Source organism: Leclercia sp. 29361, assembly GCF_011290365.1.
GTDB lineage: Bacteria > Pseudomonadota > Gammaproteobacteria > Enterobacterales > Enterobacteriaceae > Enterobacter > Enterobacter tamurae.
Map to the genome: position 1 here is coordinate 64,688 of NZ_CP049786.1, position 16,909 is coordinate 81,596.

16 protein-coding genes and 1 tRNA gene are annotated in these 16,909 nt (G+C 56.5%); 9 read left to right on the top strand and 8 right to left on the bottom strand.

The annotated features are described in order from the left end of the window. Positions 1–6 precede the first annotated feature (6 nt). A complete protein-coding gene (locus G7090_RS00330; protein WP_166181072.1) occupies positions 7–1,266 on the top strand; it encodes a gallate dioxygenase in 1,260 nt (419 codons plus the stop codon). Here the strand turns inward: G7090_RS00330 and G7090_RS00335 are convergent. After that, positions 1,263–2,480, bottom strand: coding sequence for a LysR family transcriptional regulator (locus G7090_RS00335; RefSeq protein ID WP_166181074.1), 1,218 nt, complete (start codon positions 2,478–2,480; stop codon positions 1,263–1,265). The genes G7090_RS00330 and G7090_RS00335 overlap by 4 nt on opposite strands. A 127-nt stretch (positions 2,481–2,607) precedes the next feature. Here G7090_RS00335 and galB point away from each other — a divergent pair, with 127 nt between their 5' ends. From galB to G7090_RS00355, 4 genes are read left to right on the top strand one after another with little or no spacing between them, the layout of a single operon-like run. Next, positions 2,608–3,348 carry a 4-oxalmesaconate hydratase gene (gene galB / locus G7090_RS00340; protein WP_166181076.1) on the top strand — a complete coding sequence of 247 codons (741 nt, stop codon included), beginning with the start codon at positions 2,608–2,610 and terminating at the stop codon, positions 3,346–3,348. Beyond that, positions 3,345–4,058, top strand: a complete 714-nt coding sequence (locus G7090_RS00345) for a 4-carboxy-4-hydroxy-2-oxoadipate aldolase/oxaloacetate decarboxylase (protein WP_166181078.1) — start codon at positions 3,345–3,347, stop codon at positions 4,056–4,058. The genes galB and G7090_RS00345 overlap by 4 nt, the downstream gene beginning before the upstream one ends. 1 nt (position 4,059) lies before the next feature. Continuing rightward, positions 4,060–5,151 carry a 4-oxalomesaconate tautomerase gene (locus G7090_RS00350; RefSeq protein WP_166181080.1) on the top strand — a complete coding sequence of 364 codons (1,092 nt, stop codon included), beginning with the start codon at positions 4,060–4,062 and terminating at the stop codon, positions 5,149–5,151. Next, entirely contained in the window at positions 5,148–6,017 is an 870-nt protein-coding gene (locus tag G7090_RS00355; RefSeq protein WP_166181082.1) for an NAD(P)-dependent oxidoreductase, read from the top strand. The genes G7090_RS00350 and G7090_RS00355 overlap by 4 nt, the downstream gene beginning before the upstream one ends. Positions 6,018–6,093: 76 nt before the next feature. Here G7090_RS00355 and G7090_RS00360 read toward each other — a convergent pair whose 3' ends face one another. Continuing rightward, positions 6,094–6,393, bottom strand: a complete 300-nt coding sequence (locus G7090_RS00360; RefSeq protein WP_166181084.1) for a helix-turn-helix domain-containing protein — start codon at positions 6,391–6,393, stop codon at positions 6,094–6,096. A gap of 103 nt (positions 6,394–6,496) precedes the next feature. On the opposite strand from G7090_RS00360, the gene G7090_RS00365 reads away from it, so the two are divergent. Beyond that, positions 6,497–6,934 carry an acetyltransferase gene (locus G7090_RS00365; RefSeq protein ID WP_166181087.1) on the top strand — a complete coding sequence of 146 codons (438 nt, stop codon included), beginning with the start codon at positions 6,497–6,499 and terminating at the stop codon, positions 6,932–6,934. 120 nt (positions 6,935–7,054) lie between these two features. Here the strand turns inward: G7090_RS00365 and G7090_RS00370 are convergent, their stop codons facing one another. Continuing rightward, positions 7,055–7,342, bottom strand: coding sequence for a SymE family type I addiction module toxin (locus G7090_RS00370; protein ID WP_166181091.1), 288 nt, complete (start codon positions 7,340–7,342; stop codon positions 7,055–7,057). A gap of 125 nt (positions 7,343–7,467) precedes the next feature. Here G7090_RS00370 and G7090_RS00375 point away from each other — a divergent pair, with 125 nt between their 5' ends. Next, positions 7,468–7,659, top strand: a complete 192-nt coding sequence (locus tag G7090_RS00375; protein WP_166181094.1) for a toxin-antitoxin system HicB family antitoxin — start codon at positions 7,468–7,470, stop codon at positions 7,657–7,659. A 2-nt stretch (positions 7,660–7,661) separates the two neighbouring features. On the opposite strand, the gene G7090_RS00380 is transcribed toward G7090_RS00375, so the two are convergent. The 3 genes from G7090_RS00380 to G7090_RS00390 all read right to left on the bottom strand — a co-directional run bounded on the left by G7090_RS00380 (position 7,662) and on the right by G7090_RS00390 (position 9,417). Beyond that, on the bottom strand, positions 7,662–8,498 hold the full coding sequence (locus G7090_RS00380) for a macro domain-containing protein (protein WP_166181097.1): 837 nt from the start codon (positions 8,496–8,498) through the stop codon (positions 7,662–7,664). Between the two features lie 44 nt (positions 8,499–8,542). Further along, positions 8,543–9,100 carry a TIR domain-containing protein gene (locus tag G7090_RS00385; RefSeq protein WP_166181099.1) on the bottom strand — a complete coding sequence of 186 codons (558 nt, stop codon included), beginning with the start codon at positions 9,098–9,100 and terminating at the stop codon, positions 8,543–8,545. A gap of 222 nt (positions 9,101–9,322) precedes the next feature. Next, a tRNA-Sec gene (locus tag G7090_RS00390) sits at positions 9,323–9,417 on the bottom strand. A gap of 283 nt (positions 9,418–9,700) precedes the next feature. Between G7090_RS00390 and G7090_RS00395 the strand changes: the two genes are divergently transcribed. Both G7090_RS00395 and yicI read left to right on the top strand, forming a co-directional pair. Further along, a complete protein-coding gene (locus G7090_RS00395) occupies positions 9,701–11,095 on the top strand; it encodes a glycoside-pentoside-hexuronide family transporter (protein ID WP_166181101.1) in 1,395 nt (464 codons plus the stop codon). Positions 11,096–11,107: 12 nt separating this feature from the next. After that, entirely contained in the window at positions 11,108–13,426 is a 2,319-nt protein-coding gene (gene yicI / locus G7090_RS00400) for an alpha-xylosidase (RefSeq protein WP_166181103.1), read from the top strand. Between the two features lie 92 nt (positions 13,427–13,518). Here yicI and G7090_RS00405 read toward each other — a convergent pair whose 3' ends face one another. Next, a complete protein-coding gene (locus G7090_RS00405; protein ID WP_166181105.1) occupies positions 13,519–15,231 on the bottom strand; it encodes an AsmA family protein in 1,713 nt (570 codons plus the stop codon). A gap of 118 nt (positions 15,232–15,349) precedes the next feature. After that, on the bottom strand, positions 15,350–16,741 hold the full coding sequence (locus tag G7090_RS00410) for an NCS2 family protein (RefSeq protein ID WP_166181107.1): 1,392 nt from the start codon (positions 16,739–16,741) through the stop codon (positions 15,350–15,352). Between the last annotated feature and the right edge of the window lie 168 nt (positions 16,742–16,909).

Genomic DNA, 16,909 nt, shown 5'->3' on the forward strand with positions numbered 1-16,909 from the left:
AAACTCATGGCCAGAATACTCGGCGGGATCGCCGTCTCGCATACCCCGACCATCGGCTTTGCCGTCGATCATCATAAACAGCAGGAGGCGGCCTGGGCGCCTATCTTCCAGAGCTTTGAACCGTTAAAGCGCTGGCTGGACGAGAAAAAGCCCGATGCGCTGGTCTATATCTTTAACGATCACGTCACCGCCTTTTTCTTTGATCACTATTCCACGTTCACTCTCGGGATTGACCACGAATATGGCGTGGCGGATGAAGGCGGCGGCGCGCGCGATCTACCGCCGGTGAAAGGCGATGCGGCTCTGTCGCGGCATATCGGTGCCAGCCTGATGGCCGATGAGTTTGATATGTCGTTCTTTATGAATAAAAAACTCGATCACGGGCTGTTCTCGCCGCTCTCCGCCCTGATGCCCTGGGAGCAGGAAGCAGGCTGGCCGACAAAGGTTATCCCGCTGCAGATCGGCGTGCTGCAATTTCCGGTACCCAGCGCCCGACGCTGTTACAAGCTGGGCCAGGCGCTGCGTCGGGCTATCGAGAGCTATCCGGAGGACATTAACGTGGCGATCGTCGCCACCGGGGGCCTGTCGCATCAGGTGCATGGCGAGCGCTGCGGTTTTAACAATCCCGACTGGGACGCACAGTTTGTCGATATGCTGGTGAACGACCCGGAAAAACTGGCTGACATGACGATCGGGGAATACGCAGTGCTTGGCGGTATGGAGGGCTCAGAGGTGATCATGTGGCTGGTGATGCGCGGTGCGCTGTCGGCGAACGTCACCGAAACCTGGCGCGATTACTATCTGCCGTCGATGACCGGTATCGCCACCCTGATCCTCGAAAATAACGCCCGCACGCCGCCTGTCGATACCCTCAGCCGCCACCGCCAGCATATGGCGCAGCAGCTTGCCGGAGTGGAGAATTTACCGGGCACCTATCCGTTTACCCACGAGCGGAGCCTGAACGGCCTGCGGTTGAACAGCTTCCTGCACCAGCTGACGCAACCGGCCTGGCGCGAACGTTTCCTGAATGAGCCGCAGGCGCTGTACGCCGAAGCGGGTCTGAGCGAGCAGGAGCAACGCCTGCTGGATAGCCGCGACTGGCGCGGCCTGATCCAGTACGGTGCCAGCTTCTTCCTGCTGGAGAAAATGGGTGCGGTGGTCGGTGTTTCTAACCTGCACATTTACGCGGCGATGCGCGGACAGACGCTGGAGGATTTTCAGCAGACGCGTAATCAGCAGGTGACATACTCAGTGGCGGGCCGCTAACCCTGCGCCACCTGTTGATGGATAAACCCCAGCAGCGCCTGGGTTGCGGGTGAGGGCAGGCTGCCTTCGCGGAAGGTCAGCCCGATGCGGCGGGTGGTATCCGGCAGGCTCACTGGCAGCACGGTGAGCAGACCATTATCAATTTCAAAGCGCATCTGGCTGGCCGATACCGCCGCCAGCATATCGGAATCACGCAGTAACCCGCGCACCATGGCGGCATCGCCGGTTTCGACGGTCGGTTGCGGCAGCGGCAAATGCAGGGTCAGAAAGGCCCGATCCAGCAGATGACGCGCGGGGGCATTAGAACGCGGTAACACCCATTGCGCATCGGCCAGTTTGCTGCGCGGATCGGGATCGTTCAGCAATGGGTGGTTATTACGCAGCAAAATGAGCATATCTTCTTCAAACAGCGCTTCGCTGCTGAGGTCCGGCAGATCCTCATCCTGACGCAGCGCACCAATAATAAAATCAATATTACCGGCCCGCATGTCCGACACCAGGGACTCATACGGGCTTTCATTGGTGATCACCCGGATACCCGGGTGACGAGCCAGAAACGCGCCGATCGCTACCGGCAACAACCGGGTACGGCTCAGCGGCAGCGCGCCGATGCGCACACTGCCTTCCAGCACCCCGCGCCGCGCTGCCAGATCGCTCCAGATATTCTCCAGTTCGTTCAACGCCCGGCTGACAGGCGGATAGAGCAAATCCGCCGCCGGGGTGGGGCGTACGCCTTCAGCGGTACGGCGAAACAGCGCCGCATCGGCCCCCTTTTCCAGCACTTTTAACGCCGCACTGACGGCGGGCTGGGTCACGCCCAGCTGCGTGGCAACGGTCTGGGTATGATTGACATGATAGAGCTGAATAAAAATCTCCAGCCGTCGGGTATTAAACAGCCAGGCAGCATCCGGCACAGCCGTGGCACGGGCCTTAAGCTTGTGCATCAGCGCGGGTACGGCCTGTAAATCGTCAATGGCACGCTGCGCGCGGGGCAGGATGCATTTGCCGTATTCCGTCAGGACCATACCGCTGTGATGACGTTCAAACAGGGTGACATTCAGGCTCTCTTCGAGGTCACGGATCGCCCGAGTGATGGCCGACTGAGTACGGAATAAATCATCGGCTGCCCGCGAGACGCTGCCGCGCTGAGCTACCCGGCAGAAAAACCGCAGCTGCATGATATTTATCGTGTTATTGCGTTTTTCTGCCGCCATGATTCGCCCGATCCCGAAATGTGAATTTATCAACAACATAAATAAAAATCATAGCATTCGCAACTTAACGAATTACCCGCCTGCGCCCGGACATGACACTCTGAAAAAAACAGCAGAGGAAGTCATCATGTCTCATCCGGTTAACCATAAAAGTGCCCTTGTTGTCAGTGCCCATTCTGCCGATTTCGTCTGGCGCGCGGGCGGCGCGATTGCTCTGCATGCCCAGCAAGGCTACCAGGTTCATGTGGTGTGTCTGTCGTTTGGCGAGCGCGGGGAATCGGCCAAACTGTGGCGCAAAGGCAACATGACAGAAGAGACGGTGAAACATCACCGCCGGGAAGAGGCGCAGGCCGCCGCCGATATCCTCGGCGCCAGCATTGAGTTTTTTGATATCGGCGATTATCCGTTGCGCGCCGACAACGCCACCCTGTTCCGCCTGGCCGATGTCTATCGCCGCGTGCAGCCGCACTTTGTGCTGACCCACTCGATGCACGATCCCTACAACTACGATCACCCCCTGGCGTCGAATCTGGCCCAGGAAGCGCGGATCATTGCCCAGGCGGAAGGCTATCGCCCGGGAGAAACGGTCGTTCAGGCACCGCCGGTGTACTGCTTTGAACCGCATCAGCCGGAACAGTGCAACTGGAAACCGGACGTGCTGCTGGATATCACCAGCGTGTGGGAGAAAAAATATCAGGCTATTCAGTGCATGCAGGGCCAGGAGCATTTGTGGGAATACTACACCCGCGTGGCGCTCCAGCGTGGCGTACAGGCGAAACGTAATATCGGCATCACCGCCGCGCGCGATATCGTCCATGCCGAAGGTTTCCAGAGCATCTTCCCACGCGTGACGGAGAACCTTGCATGAACCTGTTGAATAAAAAAGGGATTGTGGTGCGTAACCTGCCGCGCCATGACCACTCAACCCTGCGCCTGTTTGCCGCCGCGGGCGTGGCGACGCTGCACGAAGCGTATCAACGTCAGGGGCTGATGAACCCGGCTATCCGCCCCATCCAGCAGGGGGTAAGCCGCGCCGGAAATGCCGTTACCGTACTGGTGACGCCTGGCGATAACTGGATGTTCCACGTGGCGGTAGAGCAGTGCCTTCCGGGGGATATTCTGGTGGTGGCGCCAACCTCGCCCTGTGGCGACGGCTTTTTCGGCGATCTGCTGGCGACCTCGTTGCAGTCCCGTGGCGTGGTCGGGCTGGTGGGTGATATCGGGATCCGCGACTCGCAGACCCTGCGCGAAATGGGATTTGCCGTCTGGTCGCGCCAGGTCTACGCCCAGGGCACGGTGAAAGAGACCCTCGGCTCGGTGAATGTGCCGGTGATTTGCGGCGGCCAACTGGTCAACCCCGGCGATGTGGTCGTTGCTGATGATGATGGCGTGGTGGTGGTACCGCATGTTGAAGCCCGATCGGTGCTGGCGAAAGCGGAAACCCGCATGGCTAATGAAGAGGCGAAACGCGAGCGGATGCGCAACGGCGAGCTGGGGCTGGACATCTATGCCATGCGCCCGCGGCTGGCAGAAAAAGGGCTGCGCTACTACGACAATGCGGATGACGTGGAGGGCTAAGATGGCGCAACGCAGAATTCCCTGCCTGATGATGCGCGGCGGCACCTCGAAGGCCGCCTGCTTCCTGGCGGATGACCTGCCTTCAGATGTCACCCTGCGTGATGCGGTACTGCTGGCGGTAATGGGTTCCCCGGATGCCCGGCAGATCGACGGCATCGGCGGGGCCGATCCGCTGACCAGCAAAGTGGCGATCGTTCGCCGCTCCGCCCGCCCGGATGCTGACGTCGATTACCTGTTTGCCCAGGTGAATGTCGATAGTGCGACGGTCGATTACGGCCAGAACTGCGGCAATATCCTGGCGGCCGTCGGCCCGTTCGCCATCGAGCGCGGATTAATTGCACCGGCCACGCCCCTGACTCAGGTGCGGATCTATATGGAAAACACAGGGCAACTAGCGATTGCCGAGGTGCCCTGTGGTGACGATGGCGTGGAGTATGCGGGCGACACCCGTATTGATGGCGTACCGGGTACCGCCAGCAAAATCGTCCTCAACTTCCTGGATGTGGCAGGCTCCAGCTGCGGCGCATTACTGCCAACCGGCAAGGCCACTGACCGTTTTGACGGCATCGACGTTACCTGTATCGACAACGGCATGCCGGTGGTGCTGCTGCGCGCCAGCGATCTGGGCCGCAGCGGCTACGAAACCCGTGAGCAGCTGGATAATGACCCTGAACTGAAGCAGCGTCTGGAGTCCATCCGCCTGCAGGCCGGGCCGCGCATGAACCTGGGCGATGTGTCGCAACGCACGGTACCCAAAATGACGCTGATCGCAGAGCCGCGTGCCGGAGGCGCACTCAGCAGCCGCACCTTTATTCCTCATCGCTGCCACGCCTCGATTGGCGTCTTTGGGGCGGTGAGCGTCGCCAGCGCCTGCCTGATCCCCGGCAGCATCACCGCCGGGCTGGCGCAGGTTGCTGGCGGAAACGCGCCGGTTCTAAGCATCGAACATCCCAGCGGGGAGTTCAGCGTAGCGCTGCAACGCAACGCCGCGGGCGAGCTGGCAGGCTGCGGCCTGTTGCGCACTGCCCGCCTGCTGTTTGCGGGTGAGGTCTGTATCCCGACCCATATCTGGCCGTGTAAGGAGTCAACATGACGGCAATAACGTTTATTGGTTTTGGCGAAGCGGGCGGTATTTTCGCCAGCGAACTGGCACGAGATCATGCCGTCACCGTCTGGGACTGCAAGCTCAGCGGCGCAGAGCGCGAACCGATGCTGGCTAAAGCCCGTCAGGCTGGCGTACGTGCCGCCGGATCGCTGGCGGAAGCCCTTGAGGGCGCGGCGCTGGTCTTCTCGACCGTCACGGCGGGTTCTGCCCTGGATGTGGCGCAGCAGGCCGCGCCGTTATTAACGGCAGGGCAATATTTTCTCGATCTCAACTCGGTGGCGCCTCAGACCAAACGCCATGCCGCTCACCATTTCCTGCCCGGCGCGTATGTCGATGTGGCGGTAATGGCGCCGGTTCCCCCTGCACGACGTAAAACACCGCTGCTTGTCGGCGGCCCGCAGGCAGAGGCGATCGCGCCGGTACTGACCGTGATGGGGTTAAATGCCCGCTCTGGCGCAGACGAGATCGGTAAGGTGTCGGCAATCAAGATGTGTCGCAGCGTGATGATCAAAGGACTGGAAGCCCTTACCACTGAATGCCTGTTCGCTGCCCGTGAATACGGTGTGGAGGAAGAGGTGCTGGCCTCGCTGCACGCCAGCTTCCCGTCGCTGGGCTGGAACGGTGAGTTCCCCGGGTATCTGATCAGCCGCGTCGCCGAGCACGGTATCCGCCGCAGCGAAGAGATGGAAGAGGTGGTCAAAACCCTGCGAGATGCGGGTGGCGATGGGGTGATGAGCCAGGCGACCGTGCAGGCGCAACGCCAGTTACCCGAAAAGATGGCGGCGCGTGGGGTGAGTTATGCTGCGCTGGCCCCCTTTGTCTGGCAGGTGCTGTCGGGGAAGGTGAAGGGGTAGGGCGCAGGTTATTTACTTTTTATGGGGGAAAGCGATGGCGGTCCCCCTTTTTAAGGATATTTTTTGTTTTGCTGCACTATATGTGAAATGCCACGCGCTTCCCCGTCGGAAGCTCAATATCCAGACTCAGCTTCCCGCCCATGGCTTCGATATAGCGTTTAAGCGTAGCGATTTTTAGCTCATTCCCGCGCTGTTCAAGTTGAGTGACTGCGGGCTGACTGATCCCCATCACCTCAGCGACGTGCTTTTGCGACAGTTTCAGCTCTTCGCGCATCATTTGCAGACCCGTTTCGAGGATCATTTCGTCGGCCATCTCTTTGATGCGTTTTTGGCTTTCAGGGGAACGCGAAGCGATCGCTTCATTCAGGGTTTTCAATTTTTTGTCTCCATTGTTGCCAATCATGAATCGTATAAGCTACAGCTTATAAATGCACGTGCTTATGCTTGATGCAGATTTGTTTTTCGACCATGATCGCATTATGAAAATCGAAACCGCAGTTCCTTCACACTTTGAACGTCTCGTCGCGATCTGGGAGTCCTCCGTTCGTGCCACTCACCACTTTCTGCAGGAGAGCGATATTGCGGCGTTACGCCCGTTATTACTCAACGCTTATCTGCCAAATTTAAACGTTGTTATTGCCCGGGATGAAACCGGCGCCATTCATGGCTTTTTGGGCGTGGATGAAAACCGCATTGAGATGCTGTTTGTCGACGATGCCAGCCGGGGAAAAGGCGTTGGCAAATATTTGCTGACTTATGCCATTGACCATTTGGGCGCTAACGAGGTGGACGTCAACGAGCAAAACCCGCAGGGCGTTGGGTTTTACCAGCATATGGGGTTTGTGCAGATTGGGCGATCGGAGCTGGATGGGCAGGGTAATCCGTTTCCGTTGCTGCATATGCGGTACGAGGGTTAACGCCTGCACATACTGCCCCCTCGCCCCTTCGGGGAGAGGGCTGGGGTGAGGGGAAACACACCGCAACGCCGGGTGGCGGCTTCGCCTTACCCGGCCTACAAAACCTGCATGGCGCGAACGTTACGCAGCGGCGAGCGCGCCTTCAACGCCTTTTAGCTTCTGCTGCGCCAGCTTTAACTCGTCTAACAGCTTCTTCTCATGTGGGCTATGCGCCATCACAACGATGCAGCCGTCCATGACTTTTACTGTGACTTTATCCCCAGTATCAAACCCCGCCGCACGCAGCCATTTGCCAGAAAGGATCAGGTTTGGCGTACTGCGATCGAGACCTTGCGGGCGATATCCCACAATTAATGTACGCTCAGTTCCGGTTGCGGTGGTGTCTGGGGTAGAATGCGAATCAGCCATAATCAACTCCTTGATAGTTGGTGAGGTTAGACGCTCCGGTGTGTTCGAGCATACTGGAGCGTTGATAAAAACGGAGGTTTAGGTGGCCTCCTAATTTGATTTAGAGTAGATGGATAGGTGGCCCCATGTCAATCATAGCGCGCGAAAAAAAACCAAAAGGCGGCGGACAATCCCCGCAGTTTAAAATGCGTATTGATCCGGCATTGAAGGAGCAGTTGGATGCTGTGGCGGCGGAAGAGGGGGTTAGTCTCGCCAGCTGGTTGAAGGAACTGGCGAGAGAGGCACTAAAACGTAAAGGGTTAGAACCTAAAGGATAAAATTAAATTCCATTCCTAGCTGATTTAATATCCAAAAGGTTGATAGTGTCTATTTTATCTTCACTTATTACGATAGTTAAACGAGCTGGGTATTTAAATCTCATTTCACTTATTCTAAAAGTCCAAAGCATTATTTTTAAAAGCTCTTCGTCACTGATGTTCCTATGTTCTTTAATTCTTGTTATACCAGATCCAAAAATTGGAACTGATACGTCACGCTGAGCATAAATTTTATTAACCTTATCCCAGAATGTTATTAGGAAAGAAAGATAGTCAGGCATTGTTAAATAAGCTTTATTATCTTCGTCAAAGCGCGAAAAAGCAGTGAGAATGAAGTCATCAACTACGCAAATAGTACCGAGTGAATATTTTTTTGTCTTGCCTTTTTTTCGTTTATTGTTTATCTCAATATATTCGCTTTCATCAAAATCATAATTTTCAATTTTATCATCAAGTAAGCTAGTAGTGTTTCTGAAGTATTTTTTTATATAAGTTCCATTTAACGATCTGGAAGATATGATGATCTCATCAACTTGAGTGTCAAAATATTCATTGAAGGCTATTGCTTTTAATCCATCTTGTTTAAATAGATCTCCAGATTTAACTGTAACTTTACTTCCTTCAACATCAAGTTCTATCTCTCTAAGATTATTTAAGTGAGACCATAGTCTAAAGTAAAATAATATTAAACATATAGCAAATATAATGAAAAGATAAATTTTAATATTATCTGGAATGTTAAAAAAAATTAATGCAATTGAAGATATCGTGCTGAAATAAGAGAGAAAACCTGAGAATTTACTTCTTACTCTCTCATCTAAAAACTTAATTTTTCTCATAGATTACCCATTTACAATAGCCGCAACATAATTGCGGCTATTTTTTAATTATAAAAATAATCATTTGGTGCTTTTTGGCTTCCAAGTTGGAAATTTGTGTTATTCAAAGCCTTTTTTATTATTTCTTTATCCATAGGTACATGTAACACAGGTACTTCTTTTTTTGAATCACGGAAAACAGGAATAATACTCCATAGATCTTTAACTTTTTTTGAGAAAGTTTCGCCAGAACGAAGGGATTCTTTTGTAGATAATTCCGGATAAACAACAATTATTGGTAAATATAAACTGTTAATTGCGTAATCAATTTCTTCACGCAATGCTCTGGAGTTTATTGTTGAAGAACTAAGAAATAAAATTAAATTTTTTGAGTTTCTTAGTCTTTGCCTAAGCCGGGGTTTGAGGGTCGTTTCCCAATCGCTTCCATCACGGACACTATAAGTAGAACTATGAGAATCATGAAATGGAAAACTTGAATCCTTTCCCTTCCAGCTACGTAATAAATTGTAATATACAAAGTCACGAGTTGCATGTGCCCCAAGACTACTTGGATTAAAAGGTTCTGCTACATAAAAAGCACAATAATTTCCCAATGTGGACATATTAAATTTCCTTAAGTGTTACTCTAATGTAAAGATACTTTCGATGTGGGGAAGAAATAAATAGCGATTATTATTCACTTAACCCACAGGGCGTGCAATGATTATTTGTAAAAATGACGTAGAGGTAACAGTAAAATATAATGAGAGAGGAACTGGTTTAAAATACTTGAAATTCTAAGTAGAGATTTTTGTACTTAATAAGTGGATAAATGAGAGGCATTTTGGCGGAAGATCACAGGAGTCGAACCTGCCCGGGACCGCTGGCGGCCCCAACTGGATTTGAAGTCCAGCCACCTCACCGGAGATGACGATCTTCCGCGCCTCGATTGCTACATGGAGGCGGGGCGCATTATATCTACTTTCAATCATTTACCCCATCTTTTCCCACACCTATTTCACCCCTTTCTTGACCTGTGTTAAGCCCTCCAACCTAAACCTTAAGAAAATCCTCAGGTTACATTTTCCGCCGCCGCACTTTTACCGCGATCACAAAAAACAAGAAACGTAAAAACGTAACCAGAAAACGCAATACCTGCCCGCAGGTGAATGGTTTACAAAAACTGTAACCGGTCTCAGCGCCCTACGCGTGAAGGAATAACAATGAAAAGCGAAGTCTTGTCCGTCAAAGAGAAAATTGGTTACGGCATGGGTGACGCCGCAAGTCACATCATCTTCGACAACGTCATGCTCTACATGATGTTCTTCTACACCGATATCTTCGGTATCCCCGCCGGGTTCGTCGGCACCATGTTCCTGCTGGCGCGTGCGCTGGATGCCATCTCCGACCCCTGCATGGGGCTGCTTGCCGACCGCACCCGCAGCCGCTGGGGTAAGTTCCGTCCGTGGATCCTGTTCGGCGCCATCCCGTTTGGTCTGGTCTGCGTGCTGGCCTACACCACGCCGGACCTCAGCCTGAACGGCAAGATGATCTACGCTGCCGTCACCTACACCCTGCTGACCCTGCTCTATACCGTGGTCAACATCCCTTACTGCGCACTGGGCGGGGTGATCACCAACGACCCGACGCAGCGTATCTCCCTCCAGTCCTGGCGCTTCGTGCTGGCGACGGCGGGCGGCATGCTCTCTACGGTGCTGATGATGCCGCTGGTGAATATGATTGGCGGCGAGGATAAAGCGCTCGGCTTCCAGGGAGGCATCGCGGTGCTGTCGGTGGTGGCCTTCCTGATGCTGGCGTTCTGCTTCTTCACCACCAAAGAGCGCATCCAGGTGCCGCCGAGCACCACCTCCATGCGCGAAGATCTGCGCGACATCTGGCAGAACGATCAGTGGCGCATCGTCGGGCTGCTCACCATCCTCAACATTCTGGCGGTCTGCGTACGCGGCGGCGCGATGATGTATTACGTCACCTGGATCCTCGGCTCGCCGGAGCTGTTCGTCGCCTTCCTCACCACCTACTGCGTCGGCAACCTGATTGGCTCCGCGCTGGCGAAACCGCTCACCGACTGGAAATGCAAAGTCAGCGTCTTCTGGTGGACCAACGCCCTGCTGGCGGTGGCGAGCGTGGCGATGTTCTTCGTGCCGATGCAGGCCAGCATCACCATGTTCGGCTTTATCTTCGTGATTGGCGTGCTGCACCAACTGGTGACGCCGATCCAGTGGGTGATGATGTCCGACACCGTCGATTACGGCGAGTGGACCAACGGCAAACGCCTCACCGGCATCAGCTTTGCGGGCACGCTGTTCGTGCTCAAGCTGGGCCTGGCCCTGGGCGGGGCGTTAATCGGCTGGATGCTGGCAGGCGGCGGCTACGATGCCGCAGCCAAAACCCAGAACGGCGCCACCATCAGCATCATCATCGCCCTGTTTACCCTGGTCCCGGCCGCGTGCTACCTGCTGAGCGCGGTGATCGCTAAACGCTACTACAGCCTGAAAACACCATTCCTGATGAAAATTATGAACGACCTGGCGCAGGGCGCGCGTCGTAATCAGCAGGCGTTCAATACCCTGCCGGTCAGCAAAGAATTGCAGAACTAAGAGGACGAAAGCATGAAAATCAGTGACGGAAACTGGCTTATCCAACCGGGCCTGAACGTGACCTACCCGGTGCAGGTGTTCGATGTGGAGCAGCAGGGCAACGACCTGGTGGTCTATGTCGCCCCGCGCGACGTGCGCGAGCGCACCTGGCAGCTCGATACCCTGATGTTCACGGTGCGCCTGTTTGCGCCGCAGGAGGGGATTGTCGGGGTGCGAATCGAGCACTTCCAGGGCGCGCTGGATAACGGTCCACACTATCCGCTCAACGTCCTGAAAGAGGTCAACGTACAGATTGAAAACAACGCCGAGTTTGCCGAACTGAAAAGCGGCAACGTCAGCGTCCGCGTCACCAAAGGCGAGTTCTGGGCGCTGGATTTCCTGCGTAACGGCCAACGCATCACCGGCAGCCAGTTGAAAAACAACGGCTACGTGCAGGACGGCAACAGCGATCGCAACTACATGTTCGAGCGTCTGGATCTGGGGGTGGGCGAAACGGTCTACGGCCTGGGTGAGCGCTTTACCGCTCTGGTGCGCAACGGCCAGACGGTGGAAACCTGGAACCGCGACGGCGGCACCAGCACCGAGCAGTCGTACAAGAATATCCCGTTCTACCTCACCAACCGCGGCTACGGTGTGCTGGTTAACCACCCGGAAAACGTCTCCTTTGAAATCGGCTCCGAGAAGGTGTCGAAGGTACAGTTCAGCGTCGAGGGCGAGTATCTGGAGTATTTCGTCATCGACGGCCCGACGCCAAAAGAGGTGCTCAACCGCTATACGCAGTTCACCGGGCGTCCGGCGCTGCCGCCAGCCTGGTCGTTCGGCCTGTGGCTCACCACCTCGTTCACCACCAATTACGACGAAGCGACGGTGAACAGCTTTATCGACGGCATGGCGGAGCGCGACCTGCCTCTGCACGTCTTCCACTTCGACTGCTTCTGGATGAAGGCCTTCCAGTGGTGCGATTTCGAGTGGGACCCGGTGACTTTCCCGGATCCGGAGGGGATGATCCGCCGCCTGAAGGACAAAGGACTCAAGGTCTGCGTGTGGATCAACCCGTACATCGGGCAGAAATCACCGATATTCAAAGAGCTGAAAGAGAAGGGCTATCTGCTGAAACGCCCGGACGGCTCCCTGTGGCAGTGGGATAAGTGGCAGCCGGGGCTGGCGATCTATGACTTCACCAACCCGGAAGCGTGCCAGTGGTATGCCGACAAGCTGAAGGGCCTGGTGGATATCGGCGTCGACTGCTTCAAAACCGACTTCGGCGAACGAATCCCGACCGACGTGCAGTGGTTTGACGGGGCCGATCCGCAGAAGATGCACAACCACTACGCCTTCATCTATAACGAGCTGGTGTGGAACGTGTTGAAAGAGACGGTGGGAGAAGAGGAGGCGGTGCTGTTTGCCCGTTCGGCCTCGGTGGGTGCGCAACAGTTCCCGGTGCACTGGGGCGGAGACTGCTACGCCAACTACGAGTCGATGGCCGAAAGTCTGCGCGGTGGGCTGTCGATTGGGCTCTCCGGGTTCGGATTCTGGAGCCACGATATTGGCGGGTTCGAAAACACCGCCCCGGCGCACGTCTATAAACGCTGGTGTGCTTTCGGGCTGCTCTCCAGCCACAGCCGCCTGCACGGCAGCAAATCCTACCGCGTGCCGTGGGCGTATGACGACGAGTCCTGCGACGTGGTGCGCCACTTCACGCAGCTCAAATGCCGGATGATGCCGTACCTCTACCGTCAGGCGGCGCTGGCCCGTGAGTTCGGTACCCCGATGCTGCGGGCGATGATGCTTGAGTTCCCGGACGATCCGGCCTGCGACTATCTCGACCGCCAGTACATGCTGGGTGATTCGGTGATGGTGGCTCCGGTGTTCAGCGAGGCGGGCGAAGTGCAGTTCTACCTGCCGGAAGGGCGCTGGACGCACCTGTGGCATAACGACGAACTTCAGGGCAGCCGCTGGCACAAACAGCAGCACGATTTCCGCAGCCTGCCGGTCTACGTGCGCGACAACACCCTGCTGGCGTTGGGTAACAACGAGCAGAAGCCGGACTATGCGTGGAATGAGGGCACCGCCTTCCAGCTATTTAACCTGGACGATGGCGCCACGGCGGTGAGCGACGTGCCGGCGGCCAACGGTGCCGTGGCCTTTACCCTGACCGCGACGCGCAGCGGCGATACCCTGACGTTAAAAGGGAACGGCGAGGCGCGGAACTGGTCGGTCTGTTTGCGCAATATGCATCAGATTAGCGGCGTGAAAGGCGCATCACATGGCGGAAGCGAGTGGGGCGTGGTGGTGAAAGCGGAGGGGGATGAGGTGGTGATTCATCTCTGAGTCCCCTCACCCTAACCCTCTCCCCATAGGGGAGAGGGAATAGTTAGTGCCCATCTTTAAGCAGGTGAGGACGGGTTTGCTCCCTCTCCCTTTTAGGGAGAGGGCAGGGGTGAGGGTTGTTGTTCAACCGTACTCACCGCCCCACCGGTCATCGTCTGCGTGACCTGCTGTTTATCCATATTTACCGCGTTCAGCCTGCCGTTGACCGTCGGCTTCAGCGGCGAATCTTTCTGCACGTTACCGCTGGCGTTGAGCTGAATATTGCCATCGCCCGTTATCGGTAGCGCTGGCCATCCCCACTGCTGGATCACGTTCAACGGCACGCCGCGCCCGGTCAGGTTGATGGTGGTCTGCCGCACCGGTGTCTGCGAGACGCTGGCTTTTGCTTCCAGAATCCCTTTCTCGGTAAAGGCGCTCAGTTCATTGATGGCAATGGTCGAGGCGTTAGCGGTCAGGGAGAGTGACGGACGGCGCACGTCCACGCGGTTAAAGGTCGCCGCCGCGCCGTTCAGGGTGGCGGTACCCGCCCATACGCCCCACTGGCGATCTTTCGCCAGCTGCAGGTTAGTGCCGTAGCCGTCGAGGGCGGTGATCTGCCACGGGAAGGTAGAATCCACGTCGATCACCAGGTTGCGGCTCAGGCCGAATTTGCGCAGCGTGACGCTGTGCAGCCACTCCGGCAGAGTCTCCATCCACTGCGTTTTCCAGTTTTCCGGCAGGGTGTATTCCAGCCCGGCGACGGCGACATCATCCAGCACCAGCGCTTTACCGCTGCGCAACCAGTTGCCGGAGGTGCGCAGCATCCCGCCTTCCCAGCGCGAGGTGAACTGGCGCAGGGCGATCCCCTGCGGGGAGAACTCGGCATTCAGGATCGGGTCGAACAGGTGCAGCGAGCCGTAGATAAATTCACTGGCGTTCATCGACAGGCGACCATCCTCGCTCTGCCAGTCGCCCTGGCTCAGGGTCAGGTTGCGCAAGCTTAAATCGAGATCCGTCACCGCCCAGTCCGGCCCCTGCAGGCGGGCGTCGGTCACGTCGAGGCGGCCAATCTGCAACGACGGCAGGGTGGTGATGGGGGCAAAAAAGTCGGCCAGCGATTTATCGCTCTGCAGGCGAATATCGTTCAGGCGCATGTTGTCCACTTTCCAGCCGCCGTTAGCATCGCGTCGCGCGGTACCGGTGAGCGAGCCCCGCGCCATGTCGGCGCCGATGGTGGTCAGCACCACCTCTTTATCTGTCAGCTCGCCCTCAATCAGCACGTTGCTGGCCGGTACGCCGTTCAGGGTCAGCGACCCGGCGCTAATCTGGATATTGGCTTTTTTACCCAGCACGTTGCCTGCTTCAGGATCCCACGGACGTACGCCGCCGGTGACCTTCTGCGCGCTCAGATCCCACGCGGTATTCGGGCTGTTAAACGCCATGTTGTTCAGCAGCAGACGATCGGCCTGGAAGGGAAGGGGGGCAGTCTGCGGCGAGAGGTTCAACGTGCCGTCAAACAGGGTGATGGTATCCATGTGCAGTGGATCGGTGAGCTGGCGGCTGCTCACGCCGATATCGACCATTTTCGCCACCAGAGTGGCGGGTTGACCGTCGCGCCCGAAGGTGACGTTTTTCAGCACCAGGTGCGTCGGTGAGGAGAAACGGTGATCCATCAGGTCGAAATTGAGTTCGTAGTCGGTGTTTACCGTGATCCAGCTGCTGACCTGCGCCGCGCCCCAGCGGGTCTGAACCAGGATATAGAGCGCGAGGATCGCAATAAGCAGAACGGCCAGAATACCGACGAGAAGCTTTCCAATAAATTTCATGGTCTTCCATCACGTAAAACGCACATAGAGGAGTTATGCACGATTTATACGCAATGCTCAAGGCTGGAAGGGCGGAATTCTGGGTTACGGCAGCAGTTGCCTGCTGCCGTAAAGGGGATTAATTCTTTTCTGGCGGGAAAATCAGGTTCAGAACGATAGCGGTGATCCCGCCGGCAGCGATGCCGGAAGAGAGCAGGTTTTTCACCCAGTCAGGGGCAAACTGCAGGATCAGCGGCTGCTGAGACACACCCAGACCGACTGCCAGCGACAGGGCGATAATCATGATCGCACGGCGGTTCAGCGGCTCGCGGGAGACGATACGTACGCCTGATGCCGCGATAGTGCCGAACATCACCAGCGTTGCGCCACCCAGTACCGGCTCAGGAATGTGCTGCACAAAGCCACTGACCGCCGGGAACAGACCCAGCACGATCAGCATCAGCGCTACCACAAAGCCCACGTAGCGGCTGGCCACGCCGGTCAACTGGATCACGCCGTTGTTCTGACCGAAGCAGGAGTTCGGGAAGGTGTTGAACACGCCGGAGACAAAGGAGTTCAGGCCGTTGGCCAGCACGCCGCCCTTCAGGCGCTTCATGTACAGCGGGCCAGAGACCGGCTGCTCAGAGACGTCGGAGGTAGCAGTGATATCCCCGATGGTCTCCAGGGAGGTGATCATAAAGACCAGCATCAGCGGCAGAAGCAGGTTCCAGTCGATGCCCAGGCCGTAGTACAGCGGGGTCGGAACCACGATCAGCGGGCTGTCGGTCGTAGCGGCAGACTGCGGCAGCATGTCCATCCCCCAGGCGGCGAGGTAGCCTGCCGCCATGGCGATCACCAGCGAGGCGACGCGCAGGTACGGGTTACGCTGACGGTTAAGCAGAATAATGATCGCCAGCACGATGCCCGCCAGCAGCAGATTTTTCGAGGCACCAAAGGTATGGTCGGCCATCGCGGCGTAACCGCCACCGATAGAGGTCAGGCCCACCTGAATCAGTGACAGACCGATAATCATCACCACTACGCCGGAGACCAGTGGGGTGATAATGCGGCGCGCCAGGTGCAGCACGCGGGAGATCACCATCTCGGTGCAGCTGGCCAGCATCAGGGTGCCGAACAGCGCGGCCATCATCGTCGGGACATCCGCACCGCCAGTTTTCAACGCCGTGCCGCCCATGATCAGCGGGGCGACAAAGTTAAAGCTGGTGCCCTGAATCGACAGCAGGCCGGAACCCACCGGACCCCAGGCTTTAATCTGAATGATGGAGGCTACGCCTGAAGCAAACAGCGACATGCTGATGATGTGCTGGGTGTCCTGCGCCGGTAAACCGAGCGCCTGGCAGATCAGCAGGGCAGGGGTGATGACGGCCACAAACATCGCCAGCAGATGCTGACAGGCGGCGAACAAGGTCTGCGCCAGCGGGGGGCGATCTTCAAGACGGTAAATCAGTTCACTGTTATGCGGCTGCGCAATCGGTTGCGCATCTTGCTGTTCTACGGCGTTTACGGACATCTGCTGCGATCCCCAGGAAGAAAAGCGGGCATTTTAGCCGAGTGGGTGAGAAAAGCAAACGATTGCTCGCAAAAATAGCAGAGAAATCCACCGGCTTAATACGGCTTTTCTGTCACGCTACGGTAAAGTTCATTACACTCCTGCTCCCGGTTGCGCTTAAGTCGCGCA